This window comes from Hominisplanchenecus sp., from assembly GCF_046967715.1.
GTDB classification, from domain to species: domain Bacteria; phylum Bacillota; class Clostridia; order Lachnospirales; family Lachnospiraceae; genus Hominisplanchenecus; species Hominisplanchenecus faecis.
This window is the reverse complement of the sequence record NZ_JBKVNQ010000058.1, coordinates 1-16876: the sequence shown is the minus strand read 5'-3', so window position 1 is coordinate 16876 and position 16876 is coordinate 1. Positions and strand designations below refer to the sequence as shown.

Below are 16876 nucleotides of genomic sequence, written 5' to 3'. Positions count from 1 at the left end.
AATAACAATATAGGGCAGGGACTGCCCGAATTAACGCCTGTGGAGATAGTAGGTTGCGAGGTCTGCGAAGCAGGAAGCCCATTGGCTTTAGACAATGGGTAGTTCACAAAGTGAGGGAAATTCTGCTGGAGAAAGAAGATTCCAGGCTGATCGGCCATGTTTTTTGTGCATAAGTATTGACAGATTTAGAATCGGGTGTTATAGTTCTGATAGAACAAAAATATCCGATCATATGATGTGGGTGTCAAAAGTCCCTAACTATGATGCCTACGGATTGTTCCGTGCGTTGCACTCCCACAATCCTCCCTGGCATCATCATATCATATTGAATAAAAAAGCTTTCGGATATTTCTGTAAAATCAGATCAGATAGAATATTCTGGTGAATGAAGACCCTGAGATGACAGACATGGCATTTCAAAAGAAACGTTATGGATATAAGATTTGACATGATCAGAGGAGGAATCAGAAATGGAAGAAAGAAAAGATTATTATAAAATCCTTGGAATAGATAAAAACGCAGATGAAAATACAATCAAAAAAGCATACCGTAAACTGGCAAAGAAATATCATCCGGATACCAATGCCGGAAATGCACAGGCAGCCGAGAAGTTCAAACAGATTACAGAAGCCTACTCGGTGCTCAGTGATCCGGAGAAAAAGAAAATGTATGACCAGTTCGGCACTGCCGATTACCAGGGCGGTCAGGGACCGTTTGGCGGAGCAAATGGCGGATACCAGGAGTTCCATTTTGATGGCGGTGACATGGATGATATCCTGAAAAATATCTTTGGCGGCGGATTCTCCGGCCGCAGTGCCGGAGCAGGCGGCGGAAGCAGATCTTATCATTTCGGCGGCGGATTTGGAGACGGATTCTCAGGCGGAAACAGTGGATTCGGAAACGACTTTGGCAGCGGAAACAGTGGTTTCGGCGATGGATTTTCCGGTACAGGCAGTAGCTTTGGCGGCAGGGGCAGTGACCTTCACGCCGATATCACAGTCAGCTTCGATGAAGCAGCACTTGGCGGTGACAAGGTGATCAATCTGTCGGATCCTTCTGCACCGGGCAGGACACAGTCGCTTCAGGTGCATATCCCGGCAGGTATTGATGACGGTCAGAGCATCCGTTTAAGAGGCAAAGGTCAGATGGGCAGAAACGGTCAGGCAGGAGATCTGCTTCTGAAAGTTAAAATCGCAGAGAAACCGGGCTTTGAACGAAAAGGCATGGATGTTTACACGACCGTCAATGTTCCGTTTTCCACGGCAGTCCTTGGCGGCGAAGCGAAAGTCCATACGCTCTACGGCGATGTGATCTGCAAAGTAAGGGAAGGCACACAGTCCGGAAGCAAGATCCGTCTGCGAGGCAAAGGTATTGTTTCCATGAAGAACCCGCAGGTACACGGCGATCATTATGTGACCGTCCAGGTACAGGTGCCGCGGAACATTACTCCGGAAGCCAGACGCAAACTGCGTGAGTTTGAGCAGGCATGTGGTATCAGAAACAGCTATGCAGGATAAATATGAAAATAAAAAGTATAAAAGCGACCGTAAGTTTTACGATATGCTAATATCAGAGCGGATAACGGAGAGATTGTAAAGACATAAGGAAACCTTGTAATTGTATAAAAAAATAGAAAGTGCAGCATACAAAAAGGAAGAAGAGTATGCTGCATTTTTTATGTCAATAGGAAAAAGATAATAAATCTGTATCCGGGCTGTTAAATTTAGATATTTTGTGGATTTATCAGGAAATGATGTTGAGATTAACTGGACAAAATGACGAAAATATAGTATTTTTTTAGTAGGTATTAAAATAAAGATGTCATATGAATGATTTTGTGCTTCCTATTTCAGTCATTCTGCCTGATATTTTTTGAAATACTGCAAATAAGAGTTGAGCAAAGAAAAAGGAGGATAACATGAAAACAAGAAAAACATTTTCAGTCATGCTGGTGATCTGTATGCTGCTGTCACTGGTGTTTCCCAGTAGTGGGGGGGGGGTGTCAAATGCAGCCTCAGCTTCTGATAAGGTAACAGTTATTGATGTCACACAGTATGGGGCTGATCCGACCGGAGTAAAGGACAGTGCCGAGGGCATACAGGCAGCTATCGAGGCAGCAAAAGAAGTGACAGGACCGGTTGTGTTGGATTTCCCGAAAGGGGAATATCAGATTTACCCGGATCATGCACAGAAACGAGAACTGTATATTTCAAATACTTTAAGCCGTAATAACGGTGACCGTGGCACGTACAAAATGAAAAATATCGGTATTCTGCTGGAAAATATGGAAAATGTGACACTGGAAGGAAATCAGTCCAGTCTGATCTTCCATGGCAAGATGATGATGTTTTCCACGATCGGATGTAAAAACATCAGAATCCAGAATTTTGACACCGACTTCCAGGTACCGTCGGTAGTCAGTGTAACAGCAGAAAAAGTAGAAGGCAATACAGCGATTTTATATGTTCCAGAATGTTATAATTATTCCGTAAGCGGAACAACCGTTACCTGGAGCAGCGATGTCAGCCCATACACCGGACAGGCATACTGGAGCTATACGAACAATGTCGGACATGTACAGGGATTTGATATGACAACCGCTACCCTGACTACTTCCGGCGATAAATTTTTCAACAACGTACAGAGCATGGAAAAACTGGACGGACATCGTCTGAAGGTGACTTACAATTCTGCACCATCCTTCAAGGCAGGATATGGTCAGCAGATGAGAAGGACTACACGTGATCATTCCGCAGCCTTTTTCTGGGAGAGTGATGGTGTGACGATGCAGCATGTCGAACTGCATTTTCTGCATGCATTTGGTGTGGTAGGACAGCTTTCCAAAAACATTACACTGGATGATGTAAATTTCCGCAACTATGAAGGAAGCGGAAGAACCGGCGTTGGTTCTGCTGACTTTGTGCAGATGTCCGGCTGCGGCGGAACAATCCGCATTGTGAACAGCACATTTGAAGATCCGCAGGATGACCCGATCAACATCCATGGAACATTCTTACAGGTAACAGAACGAATCTCTGATAATAAGTTCAAAGTTCACTATCAGCATCACGAAACTTCCGGTTTTCCGAACTATTATGTGGGAGATGAAGTAGAGTTTGTTTCTAAGGGAACACTGCTTCCAATCGACGGGGCAAAAGCAAAAGTAACCGGAGTGGTAGGTCCGGACGGACATGGCGGAACCATGGTTGCCGGAAATGGTGACAAAGCCGATGCTTCCAAAACGGATCTGGATACAATCATTGTAACACTGGATACAAATATGCCGTCTTCCGTGTCTGCAAATGCAGCAGCTCTGGAAAATGTTACTTATACACCGAGTGTTGAGATTGAGAACAACGTATTCCGTGAGATGCCGGTACGTGGTATTCTGGTGACAACCAGAAAACCGGTCGTGATCCGCAACAACGAATTTGACAACGTAGCCGGTGCAGCCGTTTACATTTCCGATGACGTAAACAGCTGGTACGAGTCAGGACATGATGAAGATGTTCTAATCGAAGGCAATGTATTCAGACGCTGTGGTGTCAACCAGAATTCTTACAGTGCATTTATCCAGTTTGATCCGACCAACAACGGGGCAGCTTCACCGGTACATAAAAATGTAAGGATCAAAGACAATACATTCTATTTTACAAACGGAACCCGCAATATTATTAATGCAAAGAGCGTAAACGGACTGACCTTTACCGGAAACAAAGTTTTGCGTTTCTCTGTAAATGAAAAGGCAAACCCTGCAAAAACCACACTGGCGATCGGCGAGAGCGTTGCTATGAATGTTTCAGCTGTGGAAGGTGCAAATATCAATGCATTTACTTTCAACGGATGCCGCAACGTAAATATTTCTGATAATATTTATGATAAAGGTGTGACACGCAGAGTCGATATCACGAATATGCAGAACAGTGAAGTGAAGATCGGTGAAAACGAAGGCGTAAGCATCGGCAGTGGCACACAGCCGGCAAGCGAAATGATCTATGTCAGCAGCGATCCGGAAGTTGTACGTGTGGATGGCACCGGTCATGTGACAGGTCTGAAAAAGGGAACAGCAACCGTGACAGCTTATGAGCTGGTCGGCGGACGTAAATTCCAGGCAGATCCTGTGACCTTTACGGTGACAGATCAGAGCACCGGAACCGTGACAGCAGTGAAAGTGCTTGCAAAAGATCTGACCGTGAAAAATCCAAGCGACGGCGGCTACAGTGTCAGCGGTGACAGCGTGACCATCAAAGCAATGGGACAGGGACTCTGGGCAACCCAGACAGCCAATAACGTGATCGTAAGCGGTGAAAATGTAAACCGCGGTGACGGAACCTTCACAGCCATCGTCAAAATGAGCGGCAAGACCGTCAACAACTGGGACGAAGCAGGTCTGTTTATCTACAAAGATGATGACAACTATGTGGCAGTCGAGAGAAAACATGGCACGAACAGTCCGAAGGTCCATGTCGTGACCGAAGCAAACGGAAGTGCAAATGAAGACCAGAACACAGAAAATCCGAATGCAGAGGCAATCTGGCTGAAACTGGAGAAATCCGGAAATACCTTTACCGGATATTGCAGTGTTGATAAAGAAAATTGGACAAAAGTAGGAAACAGCATCACAAACGATAAAATCGGCAATTCCTTTGGCGTGGCACTGGTTGCCGGTACCGGAAACAGCACAAAAGGAACCGCATTTACCTTCTCAGACCTGGAGGTCAATGGCAAAGCAGTAGCACTGACCGAAGATGCAGCAACCGGAGGAGAGAGCGGAAATATTGAAAATCTTGCAAAAGTAAAATCAGGAAATGCGATTCTGGAGAGTGCATCTGTATCCGGTGTATCCTTCCCGACATTCTCATCTGAGACAAAGAGCTATGTGACAACTGCCGATAAGAATGTAAAGAGTGTAAAGATTTCTCTGAAAGCAAAAGATGAAAATGCAAAAATCGAAATCTGCCGAAACGGTGTCGGTAATGGTGTCGGACTGAAAAATGTCAATGAGATCGTATCCGCAGAAAACGGCAAAAACCAGATTACAGAGCAGGAAGTTGCACTTGTGGCAGGCTTAAATATCATTACAGCAAGAGTAATCGCAGAAGACGGAACAACACAGGAAATTTATCGTTTCCTGGTTACACGTACCGGAGCACAGGATGCGTCCATCGGCGGCATCAGCGTAGATAACAAAGAAGTGGCAGGTTTTGATGCTTCTGAAAAATCCTACAGTGCATCTCTGACAAAAGGGCAGACCGAAGTCAAAATCGCTCTGAAAAATCCTGGCGAAGGTGCAAAAGCAGTTCTGAATGTAAATGGAAAAACATATAACCCGCAAGAGAGCATTCCTGTTTCCGGCGATAACATGACCGTTGGTATTGCAATCACACCAGACGGCGGCGTAACAGAGCACTACAGCCTGAGTTTGCGTGTACCATCTGACAGCAATGCAAAACTGGAAAAAGTACAGTTTGGCAGTACCATCCAGAGCAATGGAAACTTTAATGCAAATCTCAAAGAGTATACAGCATCAACTATGACAAGAACTTCCAGGGTAACGTTTACCGCACAGGAAGCAAATGCAAAAATTACTGTAAAATGCAACAATGTAACTGCTGCAACCGGAACGGGAAGCGTAGAGACTTCTGTAACGATGAAAAAAGGAAACAACCAGTTACTGGTTACAGTGGAATCCGCAGACAAGAGCAGAACCGAAACCTATACCTGGAGGGTCGAAGGCAAGAGCGAAGTTTACCTTTCTGATTTAAGTTACGAGAGTAATTCTGCAACTGGATGGGGTTCCATCATGAAAGACAAATCTGTAGACGGAAAGACACTGACACTTTATGACGGAAGTCAGGAGAAAACCTTTGAGAAGGGTATGGGTATTCATGCGACTGCAAATCTCTATTACAATATCGAAGGTATGGGCTTTAAGAAATTTACATCTTATATGGGCGTTGACCGTGAAGCAAACCAGGATGGAAATGTAAAATTCAATGTTTATACGGATAATAAACAGGTTTACACAGGTGAAGCTGTTACGAGAGCATCTGAGATGGCAAAATTGGATATTTCTGTGGAAGGTGTCAAAATCCTCAGATTGAACGTGGATCAGAATGGCAGCGACAGCAATGATCACGCAGATTTTGCAGACGCAAAATTCATCACAGAGCTGGCAGATGATACTACTCCGGAAACGGTAGCCGTAACCGGAGTTACACTGGATAAGAGCACAGCGAAACTGACAGAAAAAGGTCAGACAGTAGATCTTACTGCAACAGTAGCACCGGAAAATGCAACAAATAAAAATGTGATATTTGAAACGAGTAATGAAAAAGTAGCAACTGTAGACGGAAACGGAAAAGTGACCGCAGTAGCAAATGGAAAAGCAACCATCACCGTAACGACCGAAGATGGAGAGAAAACAGCAGCCTGTGAAGTGACTGTGGAGATTCCAAATGTACCAGTTCCGGCACCGGAAGAACTGGTGAATGAAGTGAAAAATGAAATCGCAGCAGCAGAAGGCAGGAAAGAAAGTGACTATACAGAAGAAACCTGGAAAGTTTATGAAAAAGCACTGAATGCAGCGAAAGAAGCCGTAGAGCAAAAAACAGCAACCGAAGAAGAGATGCAGCAGATTTTAACAGCTCTTCGCAATGCAGCCTCTGCACTTAAGAAAGAAACACCATCTACGGAAAAAGAAACACCGTCTACAGAAAAGGAAACACCATCTACAAATCCACAGACACCGGAAACTCCAAACGATGGTACGGTGAAAGTTGGTCAGGTGATCAAAGCAGAAGGTCAGTATGGAGTGTTTACTTATAAAGTAACCGGAAAAGACACGGTAGAGGTAAAATCTATCACTGCAAAAGGCAAAGCAAAGAAGAGTGTGAAGATCTTTGATAAGATCAAGGCATCCGGAAAAACATGGAAAGTAACCAGTGTGGCAGCAAATGCATTAAAAGGCAACAAGAAGATGGAAAGTCTGACAATTGGAAAAAATATCAGAAAGATTGGAAAGAATGCCTTTGCAAATTGCAGAAAGCTGAAAAAAGTTACTATTAAGAGTAAAAAGATCAATACCATTGGAAAGAATGCGTTTAAAAATATAAATAAAAAAGCAACGGTCAAAGTGCCGAAAGCACAGAAGAAAAAGTATGCAAAACTTTTGAACAAAGCGAAACTTTCCAAAAAGGTAAAGATAAAATAGTAAAGGGAAAGTAACAGAAACAAAAGGAAAGAAAGGAGAAAAATATTATGGGACTTATCAGAGCAGCCGTCGGAGCAGTCGGCGGAACAATGGCAGATCAGTGGAGGGAGTTTTTCTATTGTGAGGCGATGGATGCAGATACCCTGGTTGTGAAAGGACAGAAGCAGGTGGGAAAGCGGTCCTCAAACACCAAGGGCAGTGAGAATATCATCTCAAACGGTTCCGGTATTGCAGTTGCCGACGGTCAGTGTATGTTGATCGTTGAGCAGGGCAAGATTGTGGAAGTATGTGCGGAGCCGGGAGAGTTTACTTACGACAGCTCCACAGAACCAAGTATTTTTACCGGAAAACTGGGCGAAGGTCTGAAAAAGACCTTTGCCACCTTCGGAAAGCGTTTTACCTACGGCGGAGATACCGGAAAAGACCAGAGAGTGTATTATATCAATACAAAAGAGATCATGGATAACAAATTTGGCACGGCAAATCCGTTTTTGTTCCATGTAGTGGATCACAATACCGGACTGAGCCGTGACGTACAGGTAAGATGCAACGGTATCTATTCTTACCGCATCACCGACCCGATCCTTTTCTATAAGAATGTCTGCGGAAACGTAGAGATGACTTACGACAGAGAAGAGATTGACGGACAGTTAAAGACAGAGTTTATTTCAGCACTGCAGCCGGCATTTGCACAGCTGTCAAGACTGGAGCTTCTGCCAAGTGATATCCCGGCACATGCGGGAGATCTCGAAGAGGCGATGAACGAAGCACTCACCAAAAAGTGGGCGGAAAAACGCGGTATTTCCGTGGTATCCGTAGCGATGAACCCGATCACGCTCAAAGAGGAAGACCTCAAGAAGATCCAGGAAATCCAGGATGCTGCTGTTCTGAGAGATCCGACGATGATGGCGGCAACGCTTGGCAGTGCACAGGCAGAAGCCATGAAAGCAGCCGCATCCAATCCAAACGGTGCGATGATGGGCTTTATGGGACTGAATATGGCAGGAGGAGCCGGAAGTGCCAATATCCAGGATCTTCTCCAGATGGGAAATCAGAGACAGCAGGCACAAAGACAGCAGCAGTATATACCGGAAGAAAAACAGGCACAGCCGATGCGTCCGTCCGCACAGGCAGGAAGCTGGCAGTGCAGCTGCGGAGCTGTAAATACCGGCAAATTCTGCATGGAATGCGGAACAGCAAAGCCGGAAGAGGGCTGGAGATGCAGCTGCGAGGCACTGAACAAAGGTAAATTCTGCAGTGAATGCGGCAGTCCGAGACCGGCAGCAGCAAAAAAATACCGCTGTGATAAATGTGGATGGGAGCCGGAAGATCCGACAAATCCGCCGCGTTTCTGTCCGGAATGCGGAGATCCGTTCAACGATGGTGATATTGTACAGTAAGGGGATGAATCTATGGCAGATATCAGAGAATACAAATGCCCTGCTTGTGGCGGAGCAATGGAATTTGACAGCAAAACTCAGAAAATGAAATGCCCTTACTGTGATACGGTTGCAGATCTGTCCGACTTTGAAGAAACGCAGTCGGAGAAAACAGCTTCCAAAGAAGGGGCAGAACAGGGAGAAACACAGGAAGCAGCAGAAGAAGGAGCAATGATGCTCTACGTGTGCGAATCCTGCGGTGGTGAAATCCTGGCAGATAAAACGACCGGTGCCACGAGCTGTCCGTACTGCGGCAACAAAGTTGTTATGAAAGGGCAGTTTGACGGTGCCTTAAGACCGGATTATATCATTCCATTTAAGAAAGACAAAAAACAGGCAAAAGAAGCATACCGGAAACATCTCGAAGGCAAAAAGTTTTTGCCGGGTGTTTTCAAACAGCAGAACCATATCGACGAGATCAAAGGTGTTTATGTTCCGTTTTGGATATTTGATCTGAAAGCAAAGGCAGATTTCTCCTATCATGCGGAAAAGACGCGTGTATGGGTGTCAAATGATATTGAGTACACAGAGCATGAGAATTTTGAAGTAAAAAGAGCAGGAACGGTAGAGTTTGAAAAAGTTCCGGCAGACGGATCAAAAAAGATGGATGATACGCTGATGGAATCGGTGGAACCATATGATTTTAAGGAAGCAGTGCCGTTTCGCATGGCGTATATGGCAGGCTATCTGGCAGACCGCTACGATGTGCCGAAAGAGGAGTGCATCGGGCGTGCGAAAAAACGTATCCGGAGAAGCACAGAGCGTGAATTCCGAAATACCGTTAAAGGTTATCATGTGATCGATCAGGAAAAAGCAAATATGGAGATCAAAGACCAGGCAAAGTATGCTCTCTATCCGGTATGGATCTTAAATACGACCTGGAAAGGTAAAAAATATATTTTTGCCATGAACGGTCAGACCGGAAAGATTGTCGGTGATCTTCCGGCAGACAATGGAGCATTCTGGAGATTTATTGCCATGTGGGGAGCAGGAATCGGACTTGTCCTTTATGCACTGCTCTGGGTTTTCATGGTGTTGCTGTAAGGAGGTGGCGAGATGAAGAAAACAAAAATGAAAATCATGTCTCTGCTGCTTAGTATGGTATTATTTTTATTCGTACCATTTCTGAATCTTCAGGCTGCAGCGGATCATCCGGCAAGACTTGTTGACCAGGCAGAGCTGCTCACGGCAGAAGAACAGCAGCAGATCCAGGCAAAACTGGATGAAGTCAGTGAATTGCATCATTGTGATGCAGTGGTAATGACCGTTAATTCCCTGGAGGGAAAAACGGCAACCGAATACGCCGATGATGCATTTGATTACGATGGCTATGGACTTGGCGAAGACAAAGCGGGGATACTTTTCCTGGTGGATATGGGCGACCGCAACTGGGCAACAAGCACACATGGTTATGCGATCACGGCATTTACGGATGCCGGACTTAGTTATATAGAAGAAAAGCTGGTATCCTACCTTGGTGATGGTGAGTACGCAGAAGCATTTAATTGTTTTGCAGAACAGTGCGACCGTTTCCTGACACAGGCAGAGACAGGCGAGCCATATGATGTAAATAATATGCCGCAAGAGCCATTTGCCTATGCATTCTGGCTGGTTGTGTGCCTGGCAATCGGATTTGTGATCGCACTGATCACGGCATCGATCAAACGTTCCAAACTGACTTCCGTTGTGAAGCGGACCACAGCAGAAGAATATATGAAAAAAGGTAGTTTGAATATTACCGTGAAACAGGATCGCTTTATTAATAAAGTGGTTACAAGCCGCCCGGTTCCCAAAAATGATAATGATTCACACAGTGGAGGCGGCGGAAGCAGCACGCATGTCAGCTCATCCGGTGAAGTACACGGAGGTCACAGCGGAAAATTCTAAAAAGTGAGTATACCTGCAAAAGTATGATACATTTTTGCAGGTATCTTTATATAATTTTAATGTGGATAAAAAATTGTTAATACTATTTTTAGGTACATGGTGTTATGATAGTCATGAAACAGAACTGGGAGACAAAAAGAATCATGAAGATAAAGAAAAAAGCCGGACACCGGCATATGACATCGTTTCAGATCATTATACTGGGATTTATGGGAGTGATCCTGGCAGGGAGTTTGCTGCTGATGCTTCCTTGGGCATCCAGAAGCGGAAGATGGAGTTCCTTTTCTGATACGTTATTTACTGCGACATCAGCAGTCTGTGTAACAGGGCTGGTTGTGCAAGATACAGCAACTTACTGGTCTGAATTTGGTCAGGTTATTATTTTGCTGCTGATCCAGATTGGCGGTCTCGGCGTTGTGACTGTGGCAGTATCGATTGCAACGATCGCCGGCAGGAAGATCGGACTGATGCAGAGAAGTACCATGCAGGAAGCAATCGCAGCTCCGAAGATGGGCGGGATTGTGAGGATGACTACTTTTATCTTAAAAACCTCGTTTTTGATCGAACTGATCGGGGCAGTTATTCTGTTTCCGGTTTTTTACAGAGAATTTGGACTTGGCAAAGGAATCTGGTACGCTGTATTTCATGCGATATCTGCATTCTGCAATGCCGGATTTGATTTGATGGGAGTAAAAGGAAAATTTTCATCCCTGACTTCTTTTGCGGCAAACCCGGTTGTGAATCTTGTGATTATGACACTGATCGTGGTTGGCGGTATTGGATTTTTTACCTGGCTGGATATCAAGGAGAATAAATGGCATATTAAAAAATACCGGCTGCAGAGCAAAGTAGTTCTTGGAGTCAGTGCCTTTCTGATCCTGGTTCCGGCGATCATGTTCTTTTTTTTGGAATTTCAGCATATGTCGCTGGGAGAACGGATCTGGAGTTCTTTTTTCCAGTCTGTGACAACAAGAACAGCTGGATTTAATACTGCTGATCTCGATAAAATGACAGATTCCGGAAAGATGGGAATGGTGCTTCTGATGGTGATCGGAGGATCTCCGGGATCTACAGCAGGCGGGATGAAAACAACAACCGCAGCGGTTCTGTTTGCCATGGCGATTTCCGTATTTCGAAAAAATGAGCAGGCACATCTTTATAACAGAAGAATTGCAGAAGAGACGCAGCGAAATGCCGCTACAATTTTTGTTTTATATATGATGCTGTTTACAGGAAGTGCGATGTTCATCAGCTATCTGGAAAAAGTACCGCTTGTGACGGCATTTTTTGAGACCGGATCGGCAATCGGAACGGTAGGACTTTCTCTTGGACTGACGCCGACACTTTGTCTGGCTTCGAGACTGGTACTGATCTGTCTGATGTTCTTTGGAAGAGTCGGGGGACTGACGCTGATCTTTGCGACCGTTTCCGGGAAGCGGACGGAGTATAAATATCCGCAGGAAAAGATTAACGTAGGATAGGAGTATCCACCAGATACAGAGTGTGCTTGATTTGCAGGAAAAAGCAGGATATTTATGATGCGATCAAGATGAAAAATGAAAAAAGCTATAGATGGAGGAAAAGAAGACATGAAATCAATCTTACTGATCGGGCTTGGAAGATTTGGAAGGCATATTGCGATAAAACTGGATGAACTGAATCATCAGGTTATGGCAGTAGACAACAATGAGAGCAGAGTAGAGGCAGTTCTGCCGTATGTGCGTAACGCACAGATCGGGGATGCGACCAATGAGGATTTTATCCGTTCACTCGGCGTGCGCAATTTCGATGTCTGCATTGTGGCGATCGGAGATAATTTCCAGAGTTCTCTGGAAACAACGTCTCTGTTAAAAGAGCTGGGAGCAAAGATGGTAGTCTCCAGAGCAGCAAGAGATGTACATGCGAAGTTCCTTTTAAGAAACGGAGCAGATGAGGTTGTATATCCGGAGAAACAGCTGGCATCCTGGACGGCGATCCGTTACAGTGCAGATCACATTTTTGATTATGTGGAGCTAGATGAAGAACATGGCATTTTTGAAATTTCCATTCCGGATGCCTGGATCGGAAAAACGGTTGGAGAACTGGACATCCGAAAGAAATATAATGTAAATATCATGGCACTGCGGTGCAACGGCGTGCTGGATATGAATATTGCGTCGGAAACTCTGCTTGGAGATGACCAGACCATGCTGGTACTGGGAAATATTAAAAACATCCAGAAACAGTTCCATATCTGAAACGAAAGAAGATGGTAATATGAAAGAATTTCTTTTATTGCCGGCAGTGGGAGGCATTTTTATATTTATGTATGAAATGCTGAAAAAATTTGATGCATTTTGTGATGCAAACAGACAGAATCTCTGGCTGGAGGAGGATGCGGTACCGGAAGAAAAAGAGGAAAGTGCAGAACAGGTGATGGATGACTGCCTTTCCTCTTCTGTTTCCGCAGAACGGAACGGCCGCCTGGAAAAACTGCTCGCTGCATTTCAGAGAGAAAAGAAAATACAGAACTTCCGTGATCTGTATACCAGTATTCTGATCTTACTGGCAGCCAGTGTGATGGGATATTTTTTCAACAGTCTGGGTTTTGCAAATGCCAATATCATGACAGTGTTTGTGTTTGCAGTACAGCTGATCGCAGTGCTTACAAATCACAGGACCTACAGTATGATCGCCGCCGTGCTGAGTGTACTTATTTTTAATTTTCTGTTTACGACACCGCGGTATACATTTCATGCTTACGGAGAGGGATATCCGGTTACCTTTCTGATCATGTTCGGTATTGCATTTTTGACCGGAACGCTGGCACTGAAGTTAAAAAATCAGGCAAAACAGTCAGAAATGGTGGCTTTCCGCACAAAGATTTTGTTTGATACAAACCAGATTCTGCAGTGTGCCAGAGGAAGGGAAGAAATCATCAGTAAAACGGGACAGCAGCTTCGGAAACTCCTTGGAAGAAATGTGATTTTTTACAGTGTAAAAGATCATGAACTGGAAAAAAGCAAAGTGTTTATGATGGAAGACAGGGAGTGGTCAGAACAGCAGAAGCTGAAAAAAGAAAAGTATGTGGCAGAATGGGTTTTAAAACACCGGAAACGTGCAGGTGCAGGCACAGGGAATTTCCCGGGTGCAGAATGCCTTTATCTGACGGTCGGTGTAAATGAAACAGTTTATGGAGTACTGGGGATCAGCATAGAAAAGAAGCAGCTGGAAAGTTTTGAAAAAAGTATCCTTCAGGCGATTATCGGCGAGTGTGCACTGGCACTGGAGAATGAACAGATTACCATTGAAAAAGAAAAAGCGGCAATTCTGGCAAAAAATGAACAGCTTCGCTCAAACCTTCTGCGGGCGATTTCACATGATCTGCGGACACCGCTGACCTCGATTTCCGGAAATGCGAGCAATCTGCTTTCCAATGCAGATTATTTTGACAAAGAGACGAAAAAGCAGCTGTATCTGGATATTTATGATGACTCTATGTGGCTGATCAATCTGATTGAAAATATGCTGTCCGTGACCAGACTGGAGGAAGGTCGGATGAATCTGAACATATCAGTAGAACTGGTGGATGATGTGATCCAGGAGGCACTTCGCCATGTAGACCGGAAAAAAGATGAACACACGATCACGGTTGAGCATGAGGACGAATTGCTTCTGGCCAGAATGGATTCCAGGCTGATCGTGCAGATGGTCATCAATCTGGTGGATAATGCGATCAAATATACGCAGAAGGGATCCCATATTGATATCAGGACAGGAAGAGAAGGGAAAAATGCCGTAATCTCAGTTGCAGATGACGGACCTGGAATTTCCGATGAAATGAAAGAACATATTTTTGAAACTTTTTATACCGGGACGAATAAGATTGCAGACAGCAGGAGAAGTCTTGGACTTGGACTTGCACTCTGCAAATCCATCGTAAATGTCCATGGAGGAGAAATCAAAGTTTCAGATGCACATCCACATGGAGCAGTTTTTCAGTTTACATTACCGGCAGGGGAGGTATATTTGTATGAACAAACCACGGATACTGGTTGTGGAAGATGATAATTCGGTGAAAAATCTGATCACAACAACTTTGAAAGCACATGATTATCATTTTCTGACGGCGGAGAATGGAGAAGTGGCGATCCTGGAAGCAGCGAGCCACAACCCGGAGATCATGCTGCTGGATCTTGGACTTCCGGATATAGACGGAATTGAAGTAATAAAAAGAGTGCGGACATGGTCGCAGATGCCGATCATCGTGATCAGTGCCAGAAGCGAAGATGTTGACAAGATCGAAGCACTCGATGCGGGAGCAGATGATTATCTGACGAAACCATTTTCAGTAGAAGAATTGCTTGCAAGGCTTCGTGTGACCAGACGCAGACTGCAGATGATGAAAAGTGACGCACTGAATCAGAGTGCAGTTTTTGTAAACGGAGATCTTCGCATTGATTATGCGGCGGGCTGTGTGTATCTTGGGGAAGAAGAGCTTCATCTGACACCGATCGAGTATAAATTGCTGTGTCTGCTGGCACAGAACGCAGGAAGAGTCCTGACCCATACCTTTATCATGGAAAATATCTGGGGCAGTAACTGGGAAAAGGACATTGCTTCGCTTCGGGTATTTATGGCGACACTGAGGCGGAAACTGGAAAAAAACCCACAGTCTCTTCAGTATATCCAGACGCATGTCGGCGTCGGATACCGTATGATGAAATTTGAAGAATCATCAGAAAATAAAAAGGGTGAATATTAAAACATCAGGATGGAGTCTCTTTTATCCTCTTCCAGCAAGAAGACTCCGACCTCTAAGGTGGGAGATGGCAAGTACAATGGAAAAGAAAACAGTATGCAGGGAGATCATCCCGGCATACTGTTTTTTTAACCAAATCAAGTAGCAAAGTGGATTGCGAATATTCGCTTTTTCTATTCTACAGAATTTCCTGTAAACGCTTCAGCAGATCGCCCTGCAGATAGTAGGTAGTCTCAAAATTCAGATAACGCATCGTCTGATCATCCCACAGGATTTTAATCTGCGGCGGGAATTCTTCGTCGCTTTCCCAGAACTGAAGCAGAACCGGGAAGAAAGAAAATGCCGGGATTTCTGCAGTGATATCAGCACCGGCAAGAGCTGGCTTTAAAATCCCGCCGATGGAAACACATGCTTTTTTGACGGCATCTACTTTGCCGGAAAAGAAGTCTGCATATTTCTGTGAAAAAATTTCGGCACTTGGGCTTGCACCGGCAGCAGCAAAATTTGCGATTGGAGTCCATTTGCCGCCAAGAGGGGGCAGTTCCGTTTCTTGACCGTGACAGAGCATATCGTAGATGGTCATGACTGTTTCATAAGAGCGACATTCTGCAAAACCATCCGATGTTTTTTCGAAAACAGTTCCGCTTGGGCGATCAATCTTGCAGGGCGTATTCAGATAAGTAAGATAAATATAATCTTTATCAAGATCCAGGTGAAATTTGGCAGAGAGGGCTTCCTGATCATATTTCAGGAAATGAGCTTTGCCGATATCCACCTGCTTTTCATAGTTTGAAATCATAAGATCCTCCTTTTCGAATAAAATATCATGATGCCAGGGTCAAAAGGTCTAAATCCACATGAGCTTGCTCATATCATTCATTGTAACATGGCCCGGCCGTTTTTTCCACAGCCAGAGAAAGGAATGGGCTTCTTATAGCAAAAACAGATTTTTTCCATGAAAGAAGATGACGTTTTTCTTGCATGAACAAGAGATACTGGTGTAGAATATAAAAGGTTTTTAAAGAATAAATTTGAAAATACAACAGAACAGGTACAGAAGAAATATGAAAGGAAAAAGAGTGATTGCAGCTATTCTGCTTGTGGGAATTTCAGTAGCCACCCTGGCAGGATGCAAAAATGAGGATATCAGTAAAAAAGAAACAGAAAAACCGGTCATCACATTGGGCAGTGACAGTTATCCACCATACAATTATCTGAATGAAGACGGAATCCCGACAGGGATTGATGTAGAACTGGCTACGGAAGCTTTTAAAAGAATGGGGTATCAGGTGGACGTTGTCCAGATCAACTGGGAGCAGAAAAAAGAGCTGGTGGAGAGCGGGGAGATCGATTGTATCATGGGCTGTTTTTCCATGGAAGGACGCCTTGACGACTACCGATGGGCCGGACCGTACATAGCAAGCCGTCAGGTGGTTGCTGTAAATGAGAACAGTGATATCTATAAACTGAGTGACCTGGAGGGAAAGAATCTGGCGGTTCAGTCTACAAGCAAACCGGAAGGTATCTTCCTGAACCGGACAGATGAGAGGATCCCAAAACTGGGAAATCTGATCAGCCTCGGGCACAGGGAACTGA

Annotated in this window: 11 protein-coding genes; 10 read left to right on the top strand and 1 reads right to left on the bottom strand. The window is 44.6% G+C overall.

Going from position 1 to position 16876, the window contains the following annotated elements; translation table 11 throughout:
• The first annotated feature begins 470 nt into the window (after positions 1–470).
• From ACLTL4_RS08975 to ACLTL4_RS08935, 9 genes are all read left to right on the top strand, one after another.
• Positions 471–1517, top strand: coding sequence for a DnaJ C-terminal domain-containing protein (locus ACLTL4_RS08975; protein WP_173898192.1), 1047 nt, complete (start codon positions 471–473; stop codon positions 1515–1517).
• Between the two features lie 401 nt (positions 1518–1918).
• Positions 1919–7213, top strand: coding sequence for an NPCBM/NEW2 domain-containing protein (locus ACLTL4_RS08970; RefSeq protein WP_412320435.1), 5295 nt, complete (start codon positions 1919–1921; stop codon positions 7211–7213).
• Positions 7214–7260: 47 nt separating this feature from the next.
• Positions 7261–8613 carry an SPFH domain-containing protein gene (locus ACLTL4_RS08965; protein ID WP_412320434.1) on the top strand — a complete coding sequence of 451 codons (1353 nt, stop codon included), beginning with the start codon at positions 7261–7263 and terminating at the stop codon, positions 8611–8613.
• A 12-nt stretch (positions 8614–8625) separates the two neighbouring features.
• Positions 8626–9696 carry a hypothetical protein gene (locus ACLTL4_RS08960; protein WP_173896797.1) on the top strand — a complete coding sequence of 357 codons (1071 nt, stop codon included), beginning with the start codon at positions 8626–8628 and terminating at the stop codon, positions 9694–9696.
• A 12-nt stretch (positions 9697–9708) separates the two neighbouring features.
• Complete coding sequence (locus tag ACLTL4_RS08955) at positions 9709–10539, top strand: TPM domain-containing protein (protein WP_412320433.1); 831 nt, start codon at positions 9709–9711, stop codon at positions 10537–10539.
• A gap of 143 nt (positions 10540–10682) precedes the next feature.
• Positions 10683–12020, top strand: a complete 1338-nt coding sequence (locus tag ACLTL4_RS08950) for a TrkH family potassium uptake protein (RefSeq protein ID WP_412320432.1) — start codon at positions 10683–10685, stop codon at positions 12018–12020.
• 108 nt (positions 12021–12128) lie between these two features.
• Positions 12129–12776: a potassium channel family protein gene (locus ACLTL4_RS08945; RefSeq protein ID WP_022118298.1), complete on the top strand. Its 648-nt coding sequence runs from the start codon at positions 12129–12131 to the stop codon at positions 12774–12776.
• 19 nt (positions 12777–12795) lie between these two features.
• On the top strand, positions 12796–14586 hold the full coding sequence (locus tag ACLTL4_RS08940) for an ATP-binding protein (protein WP_226911912.1): 1791 nt from the start codon (positions 12796–12798) through the stop codon (positions 14584–14586).
• Positions 14552–15283: a response regulator gene (locus ACLTL4_RS08935; RefSeq protein ID WP_147631000.1), complete on the top strand. Its 732-nt coding sequence runs from the start codon at positions 14552–14554 to the stop codon at positions 15281–15283. The genes ACLTL4_RS08940 and ACLTL4_RS08935 overlap by 35 nt, the downstream gene beginning before the upstream one ends.
• Positions 15284–15458: 175 nt before the next feature.
• On the opposite strand, the gene ACLTL4_RS08930 is transcribed toward ACLTL4_RS08935, so the two are convergent.
• A complete protein-coding gene (locus ACLTL4_RS08930) occupies positions 15459–16079 on the bottom strand; it encodes a DUF3786 domain-containing protein (protein ID WP_179963839.1) in 621 nt (206 codons plus the stop codon).
• Between the two features lie 265 nt (positions 16080–16344).
• Here ACLTL4_RS08930 and ACLTL4_RS08925 point away from each other — a divergent pair.
• Positions 16345–16876 (top strand): substrate-binding periplasmic protein (locus ACLTL4_RS08925; protein WP_412320431.1); only part of this gene is annotated, 532 nt, incomplete at its 3' end.